The organism is Exiguobacterium sp. B2(2022), assembly GCF_028823655.1.
Lineage (GTDB): Bacteria > Bacillota > Bacilli > Exiguobacteriales > Exiguobacteriaceae > Exiguobacterium > Exiguobacterium aestuarii_A.
The window spans coordinates 1-21075 of the sequence record NZ_JAPEHX010000029.1; the positions used below are offsets into that span (position 1 = coordinate 1).

At 47.7% G+C, this 21075-nt stretch carries 24 protein-coding genes; 14 read left to right on the forward strand and 10 right to left on the reverse strand.

Annotated features, from left to right (window positions below):
* Together ON063_RS07430 and ON063_RS07435 are read left to right on the forward strand one after the other, a co-directional pair.
* Window positions 1–758 (forward strand): sensor histidine kinase (locus tag ON063_RS07430; RefSeq protein ID WP_274664715.1); only part of this gene is annotated, 758 nt, incomplete at its 5' end.
* Window positions 749–1489 (forward strand): AAA family ATPase, encoded by a 741-nt coding sequence (locus tag ON063_RS07435; protein ID WP_274664741.1) that lies wholly within the window; start codon window positions 749–751, stop codon window positions 1487–1489. The genes ON063_RS07430 and ON063_RS07435, both read left to right, overlap by 10 nt.
* Before the next feature lie 68 nt (window positions 1490–1557).
* On the opposite strand, the gene ON063_RS07440 is transcribed toward ON063_RS07435, so the two are convergent.
* Window positions 1558–1995: a hypothetical protein gene (locus tag ON063_RS07440; RefSeq protein WP_274664716.1), complete on the reverse strand. Its 438-nt coding sequence runs from the start codon at window positions 1993–1995 to the stop codon at window positions 1558–1560.
* Between the two features lie 220 nt (window positions 1996–2215).
* Between ON063_RS07440 and ON063_RS07445 the strand changes: the two genes are divergently transcribed.
* From ON063_RS07445 to ON063_RS07460, 4 genes are read left to right on the forward strand one after another with little or no spacing between them, the layout of a single operon-like run.
* Window positions 2216–2890, forward strand: coding sequence for an ABC transporter ATP-binding protein (locus ON063_RS07445; RefSeq protein ID WP_274664717.1), 675 nt, complete (start codon window positions 2216–2218; stop codon window positions 2888–2890).
* A complete protein-coding gene (locus tag ON063_RS07450) occupies window positions 2887–3894 on the forward strand; it encodes an ABC transporter permease (RefSeq protein ID WP_274664718.1) in 1008 nt (335 codons plus the stop codon). The genes ON063_RS07445 and ON063_RS07450 overlap by 4 nt, the downstream gene beginning before the upstream one ends.
* Entirely contained in the window at window positions 3891–4502 is a 612-nt protein-coding gene (locus ON063_RS07455) for an SAM-dependent methyltransferase (protein WP_274664719.1), read from the forward strand. Before ON063_RS07450 ends, ON063_RS07455 begins: the two co-directional genes overlap by 4 nt.
* A gap of 16 nt (window positions 4503–4518) precedes the next feature.
* Window positions 4519–5181, forward strand: a complete 663-nt coding sequence (locus ON063_RS07460) for an NAD(P)H-dependent oxidoreductase (protein WP_015880376.1) — start codon at window positions 4519–4521, stop codon at window positions 5179–5181.
* 40 nt (window positions 5182–5221) lie between these two features.
* Here the strand turns inward: ON063_RS07460 and ON063_RS07465 are convergent, their stop codons facing one another.
* Entirely contained in the window at window positions 5222–5857 is a 636-nt protein-coding gene (locus tag ON063_RS07465; RefSeq protein WP_074036693.1) for a nitroreductase family protein, read from the reverse strand.
* Window positions 5854–6300 carry a MarR family winged helix-turn-helix transcriptional regulator gene (locus tag ON063_RS07470; protein WP_078146066.1) on the reverse strand — a complete coding sequence of 149 codons (447 nt, stop codon included), beginning with the start codon at window positions 6298–6300 and terminating at the stop codon, window positions 5854–5856. The genes ON063_RS07465 and ON063_RS07470 overlap by 4 nt, the downstream gene beginning before the upstream one ends.
* Window positions 6301–6481: 181 nt before the next feature.
* Between ON063_RS07470 and ON063_RS07475 the strand changes: the two genes are divergently transcribed.
* The 5 genes from ON063_RS07475 to ON063_RS07495 all read left to right on the forward strand — a co-directional run bounded on the left by ON063_RS07475 (window position 6482) and on the right by ON063_RS07495 (window position 12257).
* Window positions 6482–8665 carry a malate synthase G gene (locus ON063_RS07475; protein ID WP_446719126.1) on the forward strand — a complete coding sequence of 728 codons (2184 nt, stop codon included), beginning with the start codon at window positions 6482–6484 and terminating at the stop codon, window positions 8663–8665.
* A complete protein-coding gene (locus ON063_RS07480; protein ID WP_015880380.1) occupies window positions 8662–8958 on the forward strand; it encodes a hypothetical protein in 297 nt (98 codons plus the stop codon). The genes ON063_RS07475 and ON063_RS07480 overlap by 4 nt, the downstream gene beginning before the upstream one ends.
* Window positions 8959–9033: 75 nt before the next feature.
* Complete coding sequence (gene aceA / locus ON063_RS07485) at window positions 9034–10302, forward strand: isocitrate lyase (protein ID WP_214746768.1); 1269 nt, start codon at window positions 9034–9036, stop codon at window positions 10300–10302.
* 216 nt (window positions 10303–10518) lie between these two features.
* Window positions 10519–11823: a PepSY-associated TM helix domain-containing protein gene (locus ON063_RS07490; protein ID WP_274664721.1), complete on the forward strand. Its 1305-nt coding sequence runs from the start codon at window positions 10519–10521 to the stop codon at window positions 11821–11823.
* Window positions 11820–12257, forward strand: a complete 438-nt coding sequence (locus ON063_RS07495; protein WP_274664722.1) for a hypothetical protein — start codon at window positions 11820–11822, stop codon at window positions 12255–12257. Before ON063_RS07490 ends, ON063_RS07495 begins: the two co-directional genes overlap by 4 nt.
* A gap of 26 nt (window positions 12258–12283) precedes the next feature.
* Here ON063_RS07495 and ON063_RS07500 read toward each other — a convergent pair whose 3' ends face one another.
* Both ON063_RS07500 and ON063_RS07505 read right to left on the reverse strand, forming a co-directional pair.
* Window positions 12284–12547, reverse strand: a complete 264-nt coding sequence (locus tag ON063_RS07500; protein ID WP_274664723.1) for an LlsX family protein — start codon at window positions 12545–12547, stop codon at window positions 12284–12286.
* Window positions 12548–12612: 65 nt separating this feature from the next.
* Complete coding sequence (locus ON063_RS07505) at window positions 12613–13809, reverse strand: LysM peptidoglycan-binding domain-containing protein (RefSeq protein WP_274664724.1); 1197 nt, start codon at window positions 13807–13809, stop codon at window positions 12613–12615.
* Between the two features lie 265 nt (window positions 13810–14074).
* Between ON063_RS07505 and ON063_RS07510 the strand changes: the two genes are divergently transcribed.
* Window positions 14075–14824, forward strand: coding sequence for a FixH family protein (locus ON063_RS07510; RefSeq protein WP_274664725.1), 750 nt, complete (start codon window positions 14075–14077; stop codon window positions 14822–14824).
* 33 nt (window positions 14825–14857) lie between these two features.
* Here ON063_RS07510 and ON063_RS07515 read toward each other — a convergent pair whose 3' ends face one another.
* Window positions 14858–16483 carry an ABC-F family ATP-binding cassette domain-containing protein gene (locus ON063_RS07515; RefSeq protein ID WP_274664726.1) on the reverse strand — a complete coding sequence of 542 codons (1626 nt, stop codon included), beginning with the start codon at window positions 16481–16483 and terminating at the stop codon, window positions 14858–14860.
* A 189-nt stretch (window positions 16484–16672) separates the two neighbouring features.
* Between ON063_RS07515 and ON063_RS07520 the strand changes: the two genes are divergently transcribed.
* Window positions 16673–17314: a hypothetical protein gene (locus ON063_RS07520; protein WP_274664727.1), complete on the forward strand. Its 642-nt coding sequence runs from the start codon at window positions 16673–16675 to the stop codon at window positions 17312–17314.
* Between the two features lie 39 nt (window positions 17315–17353).
* Here the strand turns inward: ON063_RS07520 and ON063_RS07525 are convergent, their stop codons facing one another.
* The 4 genes from ON063_RS07525 to ON063_RS07540 all read right to left on the reverse strand — a co-directional run bounded on the left by ON063_RS07525 (window position 17354) and on the right by ON063_RS07540 (window position 20221).
* A complete protein-coding gene (locus ON063_RS07525; protein WP_427373410.1) occupies window positions 17354–17803 on the reverse strand; it encodes an SACOL1771 family peroxiredoxin in 450 nt (149 codons plus the stop codon).
* Between the two features lie 52 nt (window positions 17804–17855).
* Complete coding sequence (gene pepT / locus ON063_RS07530; protein WP_274664728.1) at window positions 17856–19094, reverse strand: peptidase T; 1239 nt, start codon at window positions 19092–19094, stop codon at window positions 17856–17858.
* Between the two features lie 102 nt (window positions 19095–19196).
* Entirely contained in the window at window positions 19197–19871 is a 675-nt protein-coding gene (locus tag ON063_RS07535) for an LrgB family protein (RefSeq protein ID WP_274664729.1), read from the reverse strand.
* Window positions 19868–20221, reverse strand: coding sequence for a CidA/LrgA family protein (locus tag ON063_RS07540; RefSeq protein WP_274664730.1), 354 nt, complete (start codon window positions 20219–20221; stop codon window positions 19868–19870). The genes ON063_RS07535 and ON063_RS07540 overlap by 4 nt, the downstream gene beginning before the upstream one ends.
* 119 nt (window positions 20222–20340) lie before the next feature.
* On the opposite strand from ON063_RS07540, the gene ON063_RS07545 reads away from it, so the two are divergent.
* Window positions 20341–21075 carry a YwqG family protein gene (locus ON063_RS07545; RefSeq protein WP_274664731.1) on the forward strand — a complete coding sequence of 245 codons (735 nt, stop codon included), beginning with the start codon at window positions 20341–20343 and terminating at the stop codon, window positions 21073–21075.

Consider the following 21075-nt stretch of genomic DNA (forward strand, 5'->3'; position numbering starts at 1 on the left):
AGCAAGCGACCGCATCGATCATGGAGGGACGACACGACATCACTCTACCGAATGTGACGAATGACGAGATTGGGGATTTGACCGTCACGGTCGGTCGTATGAATGAATCGCTTCAAGAAAAAGAGGCGCTTCAAAAATCATTTATATCCGGGGTGACGCATGATGTGCGTACACCACTCGCCATCGTTCGGAACGAGGCGGAGATGCTGGAGCTAGGTGTTGTGGAGACATCGGATATTTCGATGACCGGGAAAAGTATTACCGAGGAAGTGGACCGGATTGACCGACTCGTCAACCAGATGCTCGAATATTCAAAGTTGTCGTCCGGTACGATTCCGCTTGCAGTAGAGTCGCTTCAACTAGATGACTTGATTCGTCGACTGACTTCACGCATGTCCGAGTGGTTCCGACAAAAAGACGTGACGCTCGATTTACAATTGGAGTCTGTAATGATTCAAGCTGACCGACTAGCGATGGAACGGGTTCTCTCGAACTTCTTGAGAAATGCGTATGAAGCGAGTCCTCCTCGGGGATGCATCACCATCAGACTGACGCCAAATCGATTAGAAGTGACAGATGAAGGGAAGGGAATTGACCCTACCATCCAGCATTCGATTTGGGATATGTATGTGAAAGGAGACCGTTCGAACGGACATGGCCTAGGTCTCGCCATCACGAAACTACTTCTTGAAGCACAAGGACTTGCTTACGGGGTTGATTCAGAGAAGGGGGCAACATTTTGGATCGAATGGACATGACTTTGTTTTTGCGTGGGGTACGGCTAGAAAGGGAACGCATCCGTTCGACAGGCTATCCGTATACGTTACCGATTTTTCAGACACTCGATGAACTATCGTTTCATCATCCTGTCACGTTTCTTGTCGGAGAGAATGGGAGTGGGAAATCGACATTGATTGAGGGGATGGCCGTGGCGGCCGGATTCAATCCAGAAGGCGGAGCACCTTCCTTCCGATTTGAAACAGAGTCGACGCATAGTTCCTTGTTTGAAGCGCTTCGTCCGATTCGAGGCCCGTATCGTCCGAAAGATGGCTTTTTCTTACGTGCCGAGACGGCATATCAGCTATCAAGTTATGTGGACGAGATGGCGAAATCAGGGCGAGATCCTGAACGATTTTATGAATCATACGGCGGACGTTCTCTTCATGAACAGTCACACGGTGAAGCGTTTCTCTCCCTCATGCTACACCGATTTCGTGGAGACGGTCTCTACATTTTGGATGAGCCAGAGGCCGCATTGTCGCCGATGCGCCAACTGACGATGCTCGCACGCATGCATGAACTCGTACAATCCGGCAGTCAATTCATCATTGCGAGTCACTCACCCATCTTGATGTCGTATCCAGGTGCGATGATTTTGCAAGTGGAGACGGGGCTTACTCCGACAGCGTTTGATGATCTGGAACATGTAAAGGTCATGCGCGACTATTTGGATGCGCCAGAGCGGATGCAACGGATTTTGTTCGACTAAAAAAGCGGCCTCGGCCGCTTTTACGCCCCCGGCAATCAACATATACAAGACAATCTCCATCCATGTGCTCATTCGTCGTCTCCGTCAGCAAACACAGCAAGCTCACCTTGCGGCATCGCGACCAACAGATAGGCGTCTCCGCCGAGCGGTCGCGCGTCACCTGCTTGCCAACATTCAAATTGTTCTTGAAATCCATTGATGAATAGGAGAGAACCTGATTCAAATTCGAGTTCGAGATGGGGATGTTCGTGACCGAGTCGTACGTGATGGATGCGCTCACGACGAAGCCGCATGAGTTGTTCGAGTTGTTCCGCTTCGTCAAACGTGCTTTGTGTAGCGTGAACGTGCCACGGGCCCTCAATCGAGATCCAGGATTCTAACCCCTGGCGACTAAAATAAAGGAGATGGTGATTTGGACCAGAACCAAAATCGATTCCGACAAAGGAAGAGGCGGTGAAGAGGTGATGCAAAATAGATGTCGCTTTTTCGTACTCTGTGGTAGACACACCGTCACCTCACTTTAAAAGAGTTGTTATGATTATCATTTCACGTTACCAAGCTAAAGTAAACGAATCGCACTCAATCTTCAGAAAAAAATAATGATGGGTGTTCCATCACGAAACCGCTTCAAAAGGAGCATTTCCCAATTGTCCAGATTGTTTGGGTTATACTGGAATGAAATCAAAGAGAATATGCTCGACTTCATTTTAGATAGGGGGACAAGTGATGATCGTATCAATCGACAAAGCAGGATATGAGGTAAACGAGCCCGTCATTCAAGACATTTCGTTTGATGTGCGGTCAGGCGAGATTTTAGGGGTGATTGGGTCGAACGGTGCAGGAAAAACGACTACGATCGCCTGTCTGACAGGAACGATTCCATGGATGAAAGGAACCGTCGAGATGGAACGCTATGCGTACATCCCGGAGCAACCGGTTTACTACGATTATTTGACACTATCGGAACATATTGCGCTCGTCCATGAATTGACGGGTGTCGAGTCGAAGGAAAAGACGAAGGAGTTGCTGCAGCTTTTCCGACTTGATCATGTGACAGACCGGTATCTCTCCTCTTTTTCAAAAGGGATGAAACAAAAAGCGATGATTTTATTGGCGCTCATTCAAGAAGCGCATGTATTGATTGTCGATGAACCGTTTATCGGATTAGATGCAACGACCACCATCCAATTACTTCGATTGTTAGAAGCGGAGCGCACGAGGGGGGCAAGTGTCTTATTGGTCACACACGTTCTTGATACGGCCGAGCGGTTGTGTGACCGGTTCGTATGGATTGATGACGGGCAACTACTGGCGAGTGGGACGAAAGCAGAGATTCGTGAGGCACTCGATACAGAGGGGATGACCTTATTTGACATGATGGAAGATGTGGCGCTCCGATGATTGCGAAACGATTGTTTTGGATGCGTGTCTCCCGTTATATGAAACAACAGTGGAAGACGGTCCGATTGATTGTCGACTGGACGATTTTTTTATACGGCGTCATTCCTCTTCTCATATGGGCAGGGTATTCTTACTGGCTCGTATGGGAAGGGAATATCGATTGGTTGCGTGATGTGCCTTACCTGTTATGGGCAATCTTGTTCGGATGGGTGATGTGGCAGGACCGCATGTTTGTATGGATAGAGCGCGCCGACCTCATCCTCGTGGCAGATCGTTATCTCATTCGACAGTTGAAACGGTACTCCGTCGTATATCAGATGACTCAACACCTGATTCAATACGGATTCTATCTTCTATTGATCGCACCGATTCTACATGTGAAGGGAAGAACCACTGTCGAGATCCTCGCATTCGGAGCCGCGCTTTTCTTACTCTCCTGGTGCCATGCATGGATTCAGTATCAACTTCGCCTCCGACACGTCCATCTCATGAAACGATTATTGATCGTGTTGATTGCTTTTGTAGGCGTGTATGCGCTATTGATTGAGTCGGTGTTACTCGGTGTGTTGATCGGAAGCATGATGGTCACATTTGCGTTATACGTAGGGGAAGGATGGATGTCGAAACATCCGAATATCGGTCGCGAGATTGAAATCGGGGAACGTGAGCGTGCCTCATTCGACCGAGTCCTGCTGACAACCTCAGGTGCCATCGAGAAGACGAGTGAGCGGACACGTCCACTATATCGACCGAAACCGAATCGCTTTGGCACCGTCAGACGGACGATGGCAATCCTAATCTATTTCAGGACGCCGAGCCACCGAAATTTGTGGTTTCGACTCATTCCACTTGGCGTGACAAGCTTCATTTTACTTCCAAGCTGGTTTAAAGTGTTGGTTCCGATTTATGTCATGTATGTCGCCTATCAGGAACAGACGTCATTTACGAGAGAGATGGAGCGGCATCCATTCTTCCAATCTATTCAAGAAAGAGGTTCATCATGAACGAACAGCAATATGAACAACTCCTACAGATCGAGACGGCCAAACTACAGAAAGGATTTCCATCTTCGGCGGAATATCACCGTTATGAACCGACTCCTTACGAAGCACTCGATTTGCTTCGGGACGCTTATCCGTTAGAGTCCACAGATACGATTGTTGATTTCGGTTCGGGAAAAGGACGTCTGCCGTTTTATTTGGCGTATACGTTTCACGTGCGGGCAATCGGTGTCGAGATGGACGGTGGATTTCACGAGGAGGCACTCCAGAATTGGGGGCGCTATACGAAGAAACATCGTAATCGGGGAAGTGTTCAATTGGAACAAGGACTCGCGGAGGAATTCACGATTCCATCGGATGCGAATCGATTCTACTTCTTTAATCCGTTCTCCGTGAATGTCTTCCGCCAAGTGATTGCCAACATCATCGAATCTGTTGAAATAGATCCTCGCCCGGTCGATGTGATTTTATATTATCCGGCGGATGAGTATCTCCATTATTTGAACGACGAGACGCCTTTTCAGTACGTACAAACGGTGCGATTGCCGCTGAAGAATCTTCATGAGCGATTTTTGATTTATCGGTTTGATATGATGGAGTCATCTTGGTAATGGAGGAGTGAGCACGATGAAAAAGAAAGACATTTTAGAAGCGTATCGTTGGCGTCAAGCGACGAAAGCATTCGATGCGGATCGTAAAATCAAAGAAGAGGACATGGAGTTCATTTTAGAGACGGGACGTCTTTCGCCGAGTTCATTCGGATTCGAGCCATGGCAATTCGTTGTGGTGCGTCGGGAAGATTTGCTCCAAAAAATTAAAGATCACGCATGGGGAGCGCAAGGTCAGGCTTTGACTGCGAGCCACTTCGTGTTGATTCTCGCAAGAACACCGAAAGCGATGCGTTACGATGCGGACTATATTCGTCATATCGTGACGGGTGTACAGGGCCGGACGGAAGAAGAATACGCGCAACGCGTGAAACGGGTACAGGAGTTCCAGGAGAACGACTATCGTCTCTTGGATGATGAACGTGTCTTCCAGGAATGGATCAAGCGTCAGACATATATCCCGCTCGGAAATATGATGACGGCTGCCGCGCAAATCGAAATCGATTCATGCCCGATTGAAGGGTTCAATCAAGAGGAAATCGATGAGTTGCTCATCTCAGAAGGCGTGATGGAACGAGGCGAATGGTCACTTTCGGTCATGGTCGCATTTGGGTATCGGGCGCGTGATTTCGCACCGAAAACACGTCGTGACTTCAACGAAGTCGTCAAATATATCGGATGAAAAAAAGGCTTCAATCGCTGAGGCGATTGAACCTTTTGAATTATTTCCAGTCTGTGATGCGGTCGACTGGGAAGCGTACTGATGGGTACCCTTCTTCTGCTGCTTTCCCGATTGAGAGAAGCATGACTGGAAGGTAACGTTCTTTGTCGAGACCGAACGCTTCAGCGATGTTCGCTTTGTCGTATCCGCCGATTGGGTTTGTGTCATACCCATGTGCACGTGCGACGAGCATGAGTTGCATCGCAACAAGACCTGAATCGAGCATGATGCTGTCTTTGACCATTTCTTTCGGTGCATCTTTGAAGATGCCTTTGATCATGTCGACTTGACGGTCGCGGACCTCAGCCGGCATCATACCGCGCTCTACCGCTGTATCGAAAATCTCTTCTGTGTAATCTGCCATTTGATAGTCAGCGAAGAGTGCGATGACAGCTGAAGATGTTTCCACTTGGCGTTTGTTGAAGCTTGCGAGTGGAAGGAGTGTTTCTTTTCCTTCTGCGCTATCGATGACGACGAAGCGCCATGGCTGTAAGTTGAGTGATGAAGGAGCTGTTGTCGCTTCTTCAAGGATTTGTGTCATTTCTTCTTTTGAGATTTTCACGTTCTCGTCGTATACACGAATCGAGCGGCGTCCTTTGACAATCTCCATAAAGTCTTTTTGTGTAGCAGTGTTCATATTGTAGTCTTCCTTTCATGGTCAATAGTATCTTGTAACATCGTTAGGGATGCTAATAACTGTTGTTGATCCTCTACCTTCATGTTGACAAAAAGTCGGTCCGTTAAGCACTCTTTTTGCTCAGTCCAATGTGCAATTTGTTCACGACCATCGTCTGTCAACTCGACATAGATGACACGGTTGTCTTGTTCACAGCGTCTCCGCGTGATCAGTCCTTGTGTCTCCAATTGTTTCAGGTGTCGGGTGATGGCGGCATGGTCGACATCGACGCGCTGTTGCAGTTCACGTTGTCGCAATGGACCGACGTGATACAGGTTGCTTAAAATGTCGTAGCGACTCAAGCTGAGCCCGTCCATTTCAGAGTCGAATAATTGCCCCAATTCTTTTTGTACGGTGATGATGTGATAGAGAATTTGATCACGGAGCGAGCAAGAATCTCGCATGCACATCGCCTCCTCAAATCGTTGATGACTCAATCATTGATGGGTCACACAATGTATAGTAAACCCATCCTGACGAGATTTCAAATAAAAAGTTTTAAAAAATGGGTTGTCAAACTGTTATATAATAGTCTATATTGTAATCAACTGATATATAACAATGATTAAAGGAGGATGTGAACGCTTGGAACACTATGAACGACTAAATACGTATCATGTTCATGAAAAGCTGGTTGAATTTGTGAATAAGAACGTACTTGAACCCCAGGAAATCAACGTTTTTTGGGAAGGCGTTGAATCGCTTCTAGAGCGTTTCATTCCAGTGAATCAGACACTTCTGGAGCAGCGCATGACATATGAGCGATTGTTACAGGAGTGGTACAGTCGCCAAGAAGAAGTCGATCCAATCGAATATGAGACATTTTTAACGTCAATCGGCTATATCGAACCGGTCGTCGAAGATTTTAACATCGACGTGTCGGGTGTCGATCGTGAAATCGCGCATCAAGCGGGACCGCAACTCGTCGTACCGTTAGACAATGCCAGATATGCACTTAACGCCGCCAATGCCAGATGGGGAAGTCTCTACGACGCCCTTTATGGAACAGATATGATTGAAGAGGCGGACGGTATGGAAAAGGGACGGGGATATAATCCCGTTCGCGGTAATGAAGTTATTCGGTTGGCGAAACAGTTTCTAGATGACACGTTCCCGCTACCGTCAGGGTCGCACAAGGAAGTGACACGATACGTCGTTCGTGACGATGTCGTCTATGCGGCAATCGGGGACGACGAGCATTCGTTCGCAGATGATTCTTTCGTCGGTTACACCGGGGAACCGAACGAGTTGAAGACGTTGATGCTCAGACACCATGCCTTACACGTTGAACTGCAATTTGACCGCGAGCATCCGGTCGGCAAAGTCGATCCTGCTGGACTGATGGACATCGAGCTCGAATCAGCCCTATCCGCAATCGTGGATTGTGAAGACTCGGTCGCAGCCGTTTGTGCGGAAGACAAAGTTCATCTGTATCGTAATTGGCTCGGCTTGATGGATGGGACGCTTGAAGCCTCGTTCCAAAAGAACGGGGAGCGACTCTCTCGACGTTTAAACGAAGATAAGCGTTTGATTGGAAAAGGTGGGGCGGAAGTTGTCCTCCCAGGACGCGCACTCTTATTCATTCGAAATGTCGGACACTTGATGACGACGGACTTGATCCTTGATGCAGAAGGTCGTGAGGTACCAGAGGGGATCGTTGATGCCATCTTCACTTCATTGATCGCGAGTCGCCATCTACATCGCCGCCTCAACTCTCGGGAAGGATCGATCTATATCGTCAAACCGAAAATGCACGGGTCTGAAGAAGTAGCATTCACCAATGACTTGTTTGACGCTGTAGAAGATCTATTGAACCTTCCGCGCCATACGTTAAAAGTCGGCGTGATGGATGAAGAGAGACGAACGTCACTCAACTTGAAAAATTGTATCGCTCAAGTGAAAGAGCGGGTCGTCTTCATCAACACGGGATTCCTCGACCGGACGGGGGACGAGATTCATTCCTCGATGACACTCGGACCGATGCGTCGAAAGGGAGAAATGAAGACGTCACCTTGGCTCGCTGCATATGAACGGTTGAATGTATCAACTGGTCTCGAGAGCGGGTTCCATCATCAAGCACAGATCGGAAAAGGGATGTGGGCGATGCCCGACCGGATGCGGGACATGATGCGTGAAAAAATTGCACACGTACAATCCGGAGCAACGACGGCGTGGGTGCCTTCGCCGACAGCGGCGACGCTCCATGCGATGCACTATCATCAACTCGATGCTTTTGATGTACAGCGAGAATTGATCAAGCAGCCTCATTCGAAACATGAGCGACAACAGCTCCTCGATATTCCGCTCGCGACACGCATTTATTCGCAAGACGAGATCAAAGAAGAGCTCGAGAACAACTTACAAGGATTGCTCGGATACGTCGTTCGTTGGATCGAACAAGGTGTAGGTTGTTCGAAAGTGCCGGATATTCATCATATCGGACTGATGGAAGACCGGGCGACACTCCGGATTTCGAGCCAACATGTGGCCAACTGGCTGTATCACGGCATCTGTTCAGCAGATCAAGTGGAAGTCACGCTTTATCGGATGGCACAAGTCGTCGACGAGCAAAATGAGTCAGACCCGAATTACCGACCGATGACACCGAACGTCGATCAGTCAATCGCCTATCAAGCCGCTCACGAACTCGTGTTTCATGGGTTGAAACAGCCGAACGGGTACACGGAACCAATCTTGCATCGCCGCCGCCGTGAATTTATGAAACGACAAACCGTGGAGTTCAATTTAAAAGGAGGAACCTCATCATGACAACGAAAAAAATGGAAAGCGAACAGTTGATTGAACGTTGGGTCGTCCGCCGCATCGTATCTGGAGAATCGACAGCATCACTTGCGAATACAGCATTCGTATACGGCAACGACTTGATGCGCCTCGTCTTGGACCGTGCCGACGGCTCGCTCCAAATCATGAAAGAGCCGATCGATGAAGTCGTCGTCTTCCGCAAACCGGAAGATCGGGACGAAGAGAACGTATGTCGTTGCTGCGGGATGGAGCATTCGACGTTTAAGGCAGCGTTGGAATGCTGCGCTTACCTCGACTAAAGTATTTAATTTGCACTATCTGTTATATAACAAATTGAATTAATTAAAATTAATATAATACAGGAGGGTTTATTAATGAAACAACGCGAAGAATTGGTGAACAGCTGGAAGTCAGAACGATTTGAAGGAGTAGAGCGTCCATACTCTGTAGAAGACGTCATGAAGTTGCGAGGGTCTATCGTGATTGAACAAACGCTAGCGACGAAAGGAGCGGAACGCCTGTGGCAATTGATGCATGAGCGTGACTACGTTCATGCGCTCGGTGCGTTGACAGGGAACCAGGCCATTCAGCAAGTGAAGGCAGGACTCGAAGCCATCTATTTAAGCGGTTGGCAAGTAGCGGCAGACGCTAACCTGTCAGGTCACATGTACCCGGACCAAAGTTTATATCCGGCCAACTCGGTTCCGAGTGTCGTCAAACGAATCAACCAGGCGCTTCAACGTGCCGATCAAATTCAAACGGCAGAAGGGAAAGGCGATACGCATTGGTTCGCACCGATTGTCGCGGATATGGAAGCAGGATTCGGTGGGGTGCTCAACGTATTCGAATTGACGAAGGCGATGATCGAAGCAGGGGCTGCCGGCGTTCACCTCGAAGACCAGCTCTCGTCTGAGAAGAAATGTGGTCACCTCGGTGGGAAGGTGTTACTCCCAACTCAGACGGCTGTGAAAAACTTGATCTCGGCTCGACTCGCGGCAGACGTCATGGGTGTCCCGACCATCATTGTAGCTCGGACAGATGCGCACGCGGCGAACTTGATCACGAGCGACATCGATCCAATCGATCACCCGTTCATCATTGGGGAGCGTACACCGGAAGGATTCTATCGTACGGAAGCCGGCATCGAGCAAGCCATCGCTCGTGGTCTCGCTTATGCACCATATGCAGACCTCGTCTGGTGTGAGACGTCTGAACCAGATTTGGCAGAGGCACGTCAATTTGCCGAAGCGATTCATGCGAAGTATCCAGGAAAACTTCTCGCTTACAACTGTTCGCCATCGTTCAACTGGAAGAAGAAGTTGTCAGACGAAGAGATCGCGACGTTCCAACAAGAAATCGGCGCAATGGGATACAAGTTCCAGTTCGTCACACTCGCAGGATTCCACGCGCTCAACTTCGGTATGTTCGAGCTCGCACGCGGATACAAAGACCGTGGCATGGCGGCGTACTCGGAGTTACAACAAGCAGAATTTGCGGCTGAAGTACATGGTTACACGGCGACACGTCATCAGCGTGAAGTCGGGACGGGGTACTTCGATGAAGTTTCACTCGTCATCTCAGGTGGGCAATCATCAACGACTGCACTCGCCGGTTCGACAGAAGCAGAGCAATTCACAAATTAATCACACTTTGGAGACGCCAATTTGTTGGTGTCTCTTTATTTGTGTGAAAATGTGTGGAGTAAGACCTGAAATATGTGAAAAAAAGATGAATTCGAGTTCATTTTGACTTCTCTATATCGACGAATAGTTGTCACAAACAGCAAGAATAAAACGTTTCCATTCCTTGTATACTCAATCTGTTCACAAGTTGGACACAATGATAAAGGGGGAAGCACAATGCAAGGGGAACGATTGAACAAACGCAACGCTTGGTATCAAGCAATTTGGCGTTGGCACTTTTATGCAGGTCTTATATTTGCACCGATTTTCATTATCTTGGCTGTGACAGGAAGTATTTATTTATTTGAACCACAAGTAACGAAGATGCAATACAAAGACATGATGACGGCATCCTTCACGGAAGAACAGCCGATTGAAGCACAAAAAGAATCATTCATGAAAGAGCATCCGGATGCGATAATCACATCGATTCGATTGCCGGATGAAGGTGAATCGACTCGAATCGGTTGGATGAACGAAGACGAGATGATGTATACATATATTCATCCGGAAACTGCAGAAGTTTTAGGGACACGAACTGCTGAAAGTAGTATGGATTTGTTAGTTGTGATTCATGGCACACTATTAGGCGGACAAATCGGGAACTGGATTGTCGAGCTCGCAGCGTCATGGGCGATTATTCTACTCATCACGGGAACGTTCTTATTCTGGCCACGTGGGAAAAATCCGGTTCGGATGCTCATGCCGAAGCTCGGGAAAGGTCGGCAATGGTGGAAACAAATGCACGGTAGCGTCGCTTTATGGTCATCGCTAGGCCTCGTCATCATCATCAGTTCAGGTCTTGCCTGGTCATCCGTGTCAGGGGCTATGTTGCAGTGGGTTTCCTCGTCGACAAACACGGGAGCACCGATGTATGCCTATGCGTTTGGCGCCAAGCCGGAATCGACCGTGACGACAAAAGAGGTGGCAGAAGACGTACCTTGGGCGACCCAAGCAGATCTCGTTCCAACGTCTTCTCCAAGTACGCTGTTGCCGATTGATTTAAATCAGGTGGTGAACAAGTCCACGATTGATCGACCGTACACAATCTCGCTTCCGGAAGGCGAAACAGGCGTCTATCATCCATTTAAAGAATCGACGGTGAACTTAGATCAATATAGTGGTGAAACACTCAGCTCTGTGACATACGCAGATTACGGGATTCTCGGAAAACTGATTACGGTTGGAATCGCGTTCCATGAAGGTCACCTGTTCGGTTTACTCAATCAATTGGTCGGTGTCGCGCTTTGTCTAGGTCTCATTTTCGTGGTCATCAGCTCGTTCATGATGTGGCGCAAACGAAAAGTCGGATCCATTGAACAGATGAAGCGGTTTGAGGACGAACGCATTAAACGAATCGTCGGTATCTTGATTTTACTTCTAGGTGTGACATTACCGCTCGCAGGAATCAGTATTCTTGTCGTTCTCCTATTTGATTGGTTGATTGGTCGCCGGAAGTTGAAAGCGGAGGTGGCAGCATGAAACGATTTAAAGCAGTCATTCCTGTCATCCTAGCGACGATTTGGTTAAGCGCGTGTCAACTTCAACCAGTAGAACGCACCATTGATCCGATGGGGATTCAACTGATCGTACCTGAACGTGTAGAAGTTGGATCGACGACGCTTGCGATGAAAATATCGAATGATGAACGTGTGACAGAAAGCCATATTCAAGTCACGCCTTACGATTCGGAAGAGACCCGGACGTATGGAGTGACAGAAAAGGATGGCTATCTCGTGACGAGCGTGAAACTCGATCAAGGAATCTATCAAGTGAACGGCATGGTGCATGAAGGGCAGAAAGTGTATACGCCGTCCACGTGGATGATTGTCGGCGATGTACCGCAAGACCAAATCGACCAATTGCAGCAACCGATCGTTCACTCACACGACCATGGTGGTGAACATCAGCATTAAAAAAATAACCGCTGCACGCGCAGCGGTTATTTTTGTTTGAGGCGTGCCCCAATTTCTCCGACGAGAATAGCGATTCCCATAAAACCTGCACCAAGTATGGCCATCTGATTCTGATTGGCGACCCCGACCTCGTTTTCGAATTGATAAATGTCACGAGTGAAGAATTGGATTGGTTCACCGGATGTGAGTGCTTGTTCATAACCGAGCCAAATCAAAATCGAGAATGTGGCAATGGAGACACCAAGTCCGATGAGTGCAGCGATACTAACGCGGATTACGATTCGAGTCATAGCGATTCCTCTTTTCCTGTTTGCATACGATACGTCACAAGTAGAGGAAAAGATTCATGGTTCACTCATTTTGGAATGGTCAACACTTGCCCGACACTGATGAGATTGATGTTCGTGATGTTGTTAGCCGCTGCAATTTTCGCGACGGTCGTATTGTACATCGTCGCAATCTTATAGAGTGTGTCGCCCGACTTCACGGTATACTTCACGGTCGTTGTTGGTGGTGGAGTGACGGTTGTTCCTGGAATGATGAGCACCTGACCGACACTGATAAGGTTGATGTTCGTGATGTTGTTGGCGGCTGCAATCTTCGCGACGGTTGTATTGTACATCGTCGCAATGTTATAGAGCGTATCGCCCGATTTCACGGTATATTTCACGGTCGTTGTAGGTGGTGGAGTGACGGTTGTTCCTGGAATGATGAGCACTTGTCCGACATAGATTAAGCTATAGTTTGTGATATTGTTAGCTGCCGCTAGAGCGGATACGGTGACGCCGTACGTCCGTGCGATGCTGTACAATGTGTCACCAGACTTCACAGTATACGTTTTGTTCGTTGACGTGTTTTGATAGGCGAGTAATTGCGAGACCGTGACGAATTGGTATCCTTTTGCTTTCAGTTGCGAAATCATTGTCGGTAATGCGAGTGGAGTACCTGGTGCACCCGCACCTGTATGCATCAAGACGATTGAACCCGGTTTGATATTGGTTTGTACTTTTGTGTTGATTTGACTCGCGGTCAATCCTTTCCAGTCAATCGTATCGATGTTCCATTGAATCGTGTATCCATAGCCTGCAGCACCGACGCCGTTCAACACGGTACTATTGACGGCTCCGAACGGTGCTCTGAAAAGTGGTTTCGTCGTTTTTCCGGTCAATGATTGAATCAAAGCTTCCGTGCGATCAAGTTCTGATTTCATTTGAGTGGCAGTTAGTTTCGTGAAGTCTGGGTGTGTGTATGAGTGATTACCGAGCTGATGCCCTTTTGCGGCGATGTTTTTAATGTATTGGGGATGGTTGTTTGCACCGGATCCTGTTAAAAAGAAAGTGGCTTTGACGTTGTTTTTTGCCAAAATGTCTAAAATCTTGTTCGTGTTTGCCCCGTCTGCCCCATCATCGAACGTCAACGCGACGACTTTGTTCGTCGTATTCACGCTCGTGATAAATTTTGAAGCGGCGGCACTGACGGAGATCGATTGCGTGATCACCATCGCTAATAAGATGAACAATGCCATCGCCCCACGAATGAACCTACGTTTCATCTGAATTCGCCTCCATTCATGATGTCATCCTCTTGATGTTAAGACTTTCCAAATGTACGCCTTATATATATTTTATATACCCCTTTTTAGAAATGATGGACTAATATTCGGAAATGGATAAAACAAATTTTGATTCAACTATATGTGTGAAATTTGTGAGAACGTATCGTGGGATATATCACAGAATGCTCACACTCTTTTTGGAAAGAGATGGTATCATGAACAATGTGTGAAAGATGTAAGCGATTTATAAGGAGGACTTATGATGAAAAAGATGATGACACGGTTTGGGGTCGTGTTTGGACTCATCGGCCTGTTCGTACTCGGTGCGTGCGGCACGGAGAAAGAAGCGGAAAGCGCAACTATTCCACAATCGATGGAGCCGGTAGAGGCAGAGTTGACGGTGGCTGCGACGGCAGATCAAGGAGAAGTTGTACCATTATCTGTTCGCGTCACCCAAGATGGTCAGCCCATAGACGATGCGGATGAGATCAAGTTCGAAGTGTGGAAGAACGGTGCGAAAGAAGAGAGTGACATGATCAAGGCGTCGCTCACGAAAGACGGTGTCTATGAAGCAGAGACGACGTTTGCGGAAGAAGCGGTGTACACGGTCCAAGTTCACGTGACAGCGCGTTCGATGCATACGATGCCAACGACGAACGTTACGGTCGGACATCCTGAAACGGCTGCCGAAGCGGAAGAGGATAGTGACCACCATCACCATGCAGGAGCGGACATCACGCTCGAACCGAAAGAGGCGACAGCAGGTGAGGAACAGCCGTTCATGGTTCACGTTATGATTGAAGAGGAGATGTTAGCGGGGGCAGACGTACAACTCGAAATCTTCCAAGACGGGGCAGAGAAGCATGAGTGGGTGAAGTTAGAGGAAGCAGATGCTGGTATGTACAAAGGGATGCACACCTTTACTGAATCTGGCGCATACAACGTTCAAGTCCACGTCACGAAAGGTCATGACATTCATGAGCATGTGATGGAGACGGTAAACGTCAAATAAAAATGATCGGCTCACGCGAGCCGATCATTTTTATTATGCATTTTGGTAAAGTGATTCAACTTGTTGTTGGAGCGCTTCGTTCTCCAAGTACTCATCGTAAGTTGCTTCTTTATCCACGATGCCATTCGGTGTCACTTCGATGATGCGTGTGGCAATCGTCGATATGAGCTGATGGTCATGTGAGCTGAAGAGGAGTACGCCTTTGAATGACTCGAGACCGTTGTTGAGTGCTGTGATCGATTCGAGGTCCAAGTGGTTCGTCGGATCGTCGAGGACGAGCACATTCGAGTTTGAGAGCATCATCTTCGAGAGCATGCAGCGTACTTTTTCTCCCCCTGAGAGGACAGACGCCTTCTTCATGACTTCTTCGCCTGAGAAGAGCATGCGGCCAAGGAATCCGCGAAGGAACGTATCTGACTCATCGGCTGGTGAGAATTGACGCAACCAGTCGAGGATGCTCTTTTCCGAGCCCTCGAAGTATTCCGAGTTGTCTTTCGGGAAGTACGACTGAGTCGTCGTCACGCCCCATTTGACCGAACCTGTATCTGGTTCCATCTCACCCATGAGAATTTTGAAGAGTGTCGTGATCGCAACGTCAGAACGACCAACGAATGCGACTTTGTCCGTCTTGTTAAGTGACAACGTGACGTTGTCGAGCACTTTTACGCCATCAATCGTTTTCGAAACGTTGTCGACATAGAGAACATCGTTCCCGATTTCGCGTTCCATCGTGAATCCGACGAATGGATAACGACGTGATGACGGACGAATGTCGTCGAGTGTGATCTTATCGAGCAACTTCTTACGTGACGTCGCTTGACGCGCTTTCGATGCGTTCGAGCTGAAACGTGCGATGAAGTTTTGAAGCTCTTTGATCTTCTCTTCTTTCTTCTTGTTCTGATCTGCCGCCATACGTGTAGCAAGTTGGCTTGACTCATACCAGAAGTCGTAGTTCCCGACATACAATTGGATTTTTCCAAAGTCGAGGTCTGCCATGTGTGTACAGACTTTGTTCAAGAAGTGACGGTCGTGGGAAACGACGATGACTGTGTTTTCAAAGTTGATTAAGAACTCTTCTAACCATTGAATTGCTTTGAGGTCAAGTCCGTTGGTCGGCTCGTCTAAAAGCAAGATGTCTGGCTTACCGAAGAGTGCTTGTGCAAGAAGAACTTTGACTTTCTCGCCACCTGTGAGTTCGCTCATTTGTTTCTGGTGAAGCGCTTCTGTGATCCCAAGACCTTGAAGAACCATCGACGCTTCTGACTCTGCTTCCCAACCGTTCAACTCGGCGAATTCACCTTCGAGTTCAGCTGCGCGCATTCCATCTTCGTCTGAGAAATCTTCTTTCATATAGATGGCGTCTTTTTCTTTCATGACGCTGTAAAGACGCTCATGACCCATGATGACGGTCTCGAGAACAGCACTGTCCTCATACGCGTAGTGGTCCTGTTTGAGGACCGCGAGACGCTCACCCGGTGTGATGCTGACATCACCCGTCGTCGTATCTTGCTCACCTGATAAAATCTTTAAGAATGTCGATTTACCGGCACCGTTCGCACCGATCAATCCGTAACAGTTGCCTGGTGTGAACTTGATGTTCACGTCTTCGAACAACTTACGGCCGCCAAATTGTAGGCTGACGTTATTTACTGTAATCATGTATGGTATCCCTCGTTTTTCTGATTAGTTTACGACGTGTATTGTATCACGTTTTTGAAAAACGCGCAGTGTCACGTCATGATTCACAAACGTTAAAGAAAAACTTGTGCATCAGGATAGAGGATTATACAACGTAAGATGGAAATATTATGTAGATCAGAAATGCACGTGAATCAAATGGAGGGTACTATGAAACAAATTAGACTCTGGCTGATCATCCTATTCATTGCGGTCAGTTCAAGTATCGTGAATTCGCTATTGAAGAATGAACTTCAAACGTTTGAGGTAGGGAAGTTTGAGTTTGGGAAATATGATGATTTTGACGAGGCGTTGGCTAAGGGCCTTACTTATGACATGAATGAGTTGATTTATACAACACGTCACGATGGGGTGACCATCGTCATGTACACGACGATTCCGGATCCTGCAGAGTTCCAAGATGTCATGGAGTTTCAAGATGATATTGAGTTTCAAAATGAGATGGAGGCATTAGTCGTCCAGTTCTTTGAGGGGAATAATGAGGAAGGGTGGGAGCTTCTTGGACCAAGAGGGTGGACGCACTATGAAAATGACAATTTCACCTCATATAGCACATTTTTACGAGAATACGATAACGCCGGAAACGTCGAACATTCTTTCAATGTGACATTTGGAGAAGTGAACAATCCAAAAATCGATACAGTTGAAACGAAATCCCATCACGACACTATGTTCACCGAGGCAACGATGATTCGAAAGGGTCTGGGTCGATATTATTTTCAAATCGGGCAAGGAGCGATTGTACGAGGGATTTCTGTGGACGGTGAGATCATCGATCAACAAGGTAGCTGAACACTTCGATGCACAGAAAAAGCCATCATCATGATGGCTTCAGTCGACTCGTACAACAGTCGTATTCAATTCGAACGCCACATTTCCTGCGAGCGCGCGTGAAATCATACATTGATCTTTCGCTTTTTTCGCAATGCGCTCGACTAGCGTAATCTCTCGGTCGGTCATCTCTGCAGGTACTTGAATCGTTGTCGCATAGCGAATCGTCTCATAGGTGAAAATACCGTTCGTCACATCGACGATTCCTTCTGCATCAATCGTGATGCCACGGTGAGTCAAGTCACTTCGCCCGAGTACAGCTGCGAGTGTGATGATATAACACGTGGCCGCTGCCCCGAGTAACATCTCATCCGGATTCGTACCGACTCCGGGACCGTCCATTTCGGGTGGAATCGAAATCTGTGTCTTTAATCGCTCGGCCTCGAGGGTACCGACATCATTTCGTCCGCCATCCCAGCCGAGGTTCATGCTAAATGTATGTTTCATCAAAAATCGCCTCCAATGTCTCTAGTGTAAAAGAGAACGATTGGAGGCGCATGTGTTATGCTTGTGCACGCTTCGCGAATGTGCGAAGTGTTTCGATAATGACCGTTGTTGCTTTTTCCATGTTGTTCACAGAGATATATTCGAACTTCCCGTGATAGTTCTCGCCACCTGTGAAGATGTTCGGTGTCGGAAGACCCATGTAAGAAAGTTGCGATCCGTCTGTCCCACCACGAATCGGTTCAATCTTCGGTTCGATACCAAGGTCGCGCATGACGTCAGCAACGGTATCGACGATGTGTTTCACCGGTTCGATTTTCTCGGCCATGTTGTAATACTGATCTTCCATTTTGAGTTCAATCCGCTCTTCCCCGTATTTTTGTTTCCATTCGAGGACAAGTTTCTCCATCAACGCTTTACGCGCTTCGAACTTCTGTTTGTCGTGATCGCGGATGATGTATTGAAGTGTCGTCTTCTCCACATCCCCATTAAAGCCGTTCAAATGGAAGAATCCTTCGTAGTTGCTCGTACGTTCCGGTGCCTCATCAGCCGGTAAACGGTTTTGGAACGCCATCGCGAGTTTCATCGAGTTGACCATCTTGTTCTTGGCGCTACCCGGGTGAACGTTCGTCCCGTGGAAGGTGACGGTCGCACCGGCTGCGTTGAAACTTTCATACTGTAACTCTCCGAGCGGGCCACCATCCATCGTGTAAGCGAAGTCCGCGTTAAAACGAGCGACATCGAATTTATGTGGTCCACGTCCGATTTCTTCATCCGGTGTGAAAGCAATGCGGACCGGTCCGTGCGGAATCTCAGGGTGAGCCAATAAGTATTCGACGGCTGTGACGATTTCGGCAATCCCTGCTTTATCGTCCGCACCGAGGAGTGTCGTTCCGTCCGTTGTCATGAGCGTATGTCCGACATACCCGTCAAGTTCTGGGAAGTCTTTTGGTGACAAGACGACATTTAAGGATTCGTTCAAGACGATATCGCCACCTTCATAATGCTCAACGAGTTGAGGGGAAACGTTCGTACCCGTGAAATCGGTCGCCGTATCCACGTGAGCGAGGAATCCGATTGTCGGGACGTCATGATCGACGTTACTTGGAAGTGTGGCGAATAGATAGCCGTATTCGTCCGTCTCGACATCTGTCAGCCCAAGTTCTTTCAGTTCTTTTTCCAAATGACGAATCAAATCCCATTGTTTGGCCGTCGATGGTGTTGTCGTACTCGTGAAGTCAGACTGTGTATCAATCTTCGCGTATGTCATTAAGCGTTCAATTAATTTCTCTTGCATGGATTGCCCTCCTCTAAAAAGTTTCATCTTCATTAGTTTATCACGCGCGCTCGAAGTCGAAACAAAAAAGTCACGCCCATCGATGAAATGAGCGCGACCTATTCAAAAGAGAAATGGGTATAAAATGGGCAAGATGAATGAGGTGAAGATGGCCGTCAATCCCATCGCGGCTCCACCTGTTGCACCAGACAACGGATGTTCTGTCGCCGCTTGAGCGGTCCCGATCCCGTGACTGATGGTGCCGAGTGTGAGCCCACGCGTGAACGGGTCGTCTATACGAATCCATGTCAATAGTACCGGACCGAGCATCGCACCTAAAATACCGCAGGCGACGGCAATCGAAGCCGCAAGCGTTGCATCACCTTCTAGTTGTCGAGCCAATTCAAGGGCAATCGGTGACGTGGCCGATTTGACCGATAGCGCAATCAATACGTTTTCGGTAAATGAAAACAGTTTTCCGAAAAGGACAGCCACAAAAATCGTGGAAAGAGACCCAATGACAATCGCACTCAATGCTCGCTTTGCCCGGGCGAGTAACACGGGTAAGTTGCGATAGAGCGGTAACCCGAGGGCGACTGTCGCCGGACCGAGTAAGATGGTGATGAGATCAGTAGCCGGTTTATACGTATCATAGGACTGTCCTGTCACAAGTAACAGAAGAATCAGAACCGCTGTACTTAAGAAGACGACATTGGTGAACGGGGATGCCCATTTTTTAGAGAGTTGACGACTGAGCGAATACACGAGAATCGTCAATCCGATCCAAACGTATGTCACGAAGTCTCACCTTCTTTCCCGGAAATAAACGCCGTCACAATCATTCCGACCGCCATGCTGACGAGTAACGTGACGAGAAGAGGGATGCCCGCGGATTTTAACAGCGTGCCGTACGCCATGAGCCCGACTGCAATCGGGATGAAGAAGAAGGCGAGGTGTTTCGTCAAAAATCCAGCGCTGTCTTCAATCCATTCCACGCGGATGACTTTTGTCAATAAGAGGACGAGCAACAGCACCATGCCGATGACGCTGCCCGGTACTTTCCACGAGAACGTCTCAACCATCCAGTTGCCGAGCGTGCTCAATCCAAACAAGAGTGAGAGCCCAATCATCCATTTCAATAATTTCATCTATATGACTTCCTTTCGCGTCATTCAAAATGTATAAATTTTCTCAAATTACAAAATAGAGATTAAAGAATGCGTTTAACCTGTTATGCTAGTAGTATCATAAACAAAGGGGTGCGAACATGGAACTAAAACAGGTCGAACAGTTTATTCAGAAGTATGAATTGAAGAACGGGGAAGACATTTTAGCTGCATTGTCAAAGCGTGTCCAATTACATTTTGAACCTAGTACAACTGAAGAGGTGGAAATTGGGCGTTCAAAGTTTGGTGGATACCCTGATTTACCAAACGCGTCTATGCATCCAGGAGAGAACTACACTTTCCTTGCTCAATTGCGGTTAAGTGACCTCGCCGAATTTGATTATCTAGAAGAGCTTCCGAAAGAAGGGTTACTCTCTTTCTTTTACGAGTTAGACGAGAACCCAAAGATACCGTTAGATGCACTTTATCCTTGGAAAGTTCTCTATACAGAAGAAACAGATGTTGAGCGTATAAAAATCGGTAAGACATTGGAAGAGCGAAGCGTTACATTTGAAGATGGCTTTGGAAAGAAATTATCTGGTCTAATGAGTACGATGAGTGACGAAGCGTTTGGTGAGTTGTATACGATATTAGAACAAGATGAACTTCATGTAGTCGGAGGAACCCCAGATTCTATAAAAATGGACGTCTTTGAAGAAGCGAGACAAAGGTTCGGAAAAAGATTTAACGATCCGTTTCTTCTCCTACAAGTAGACCATTCTAATAAATTGGATATTATGTTTGGAGATGGTGGAATCCTCTACTTTGTGATTCCGAAAGATGCGCTCCGAGCCAAACGATTTGAAGAGGTACAAGCAATCCTACAATGTCATTGA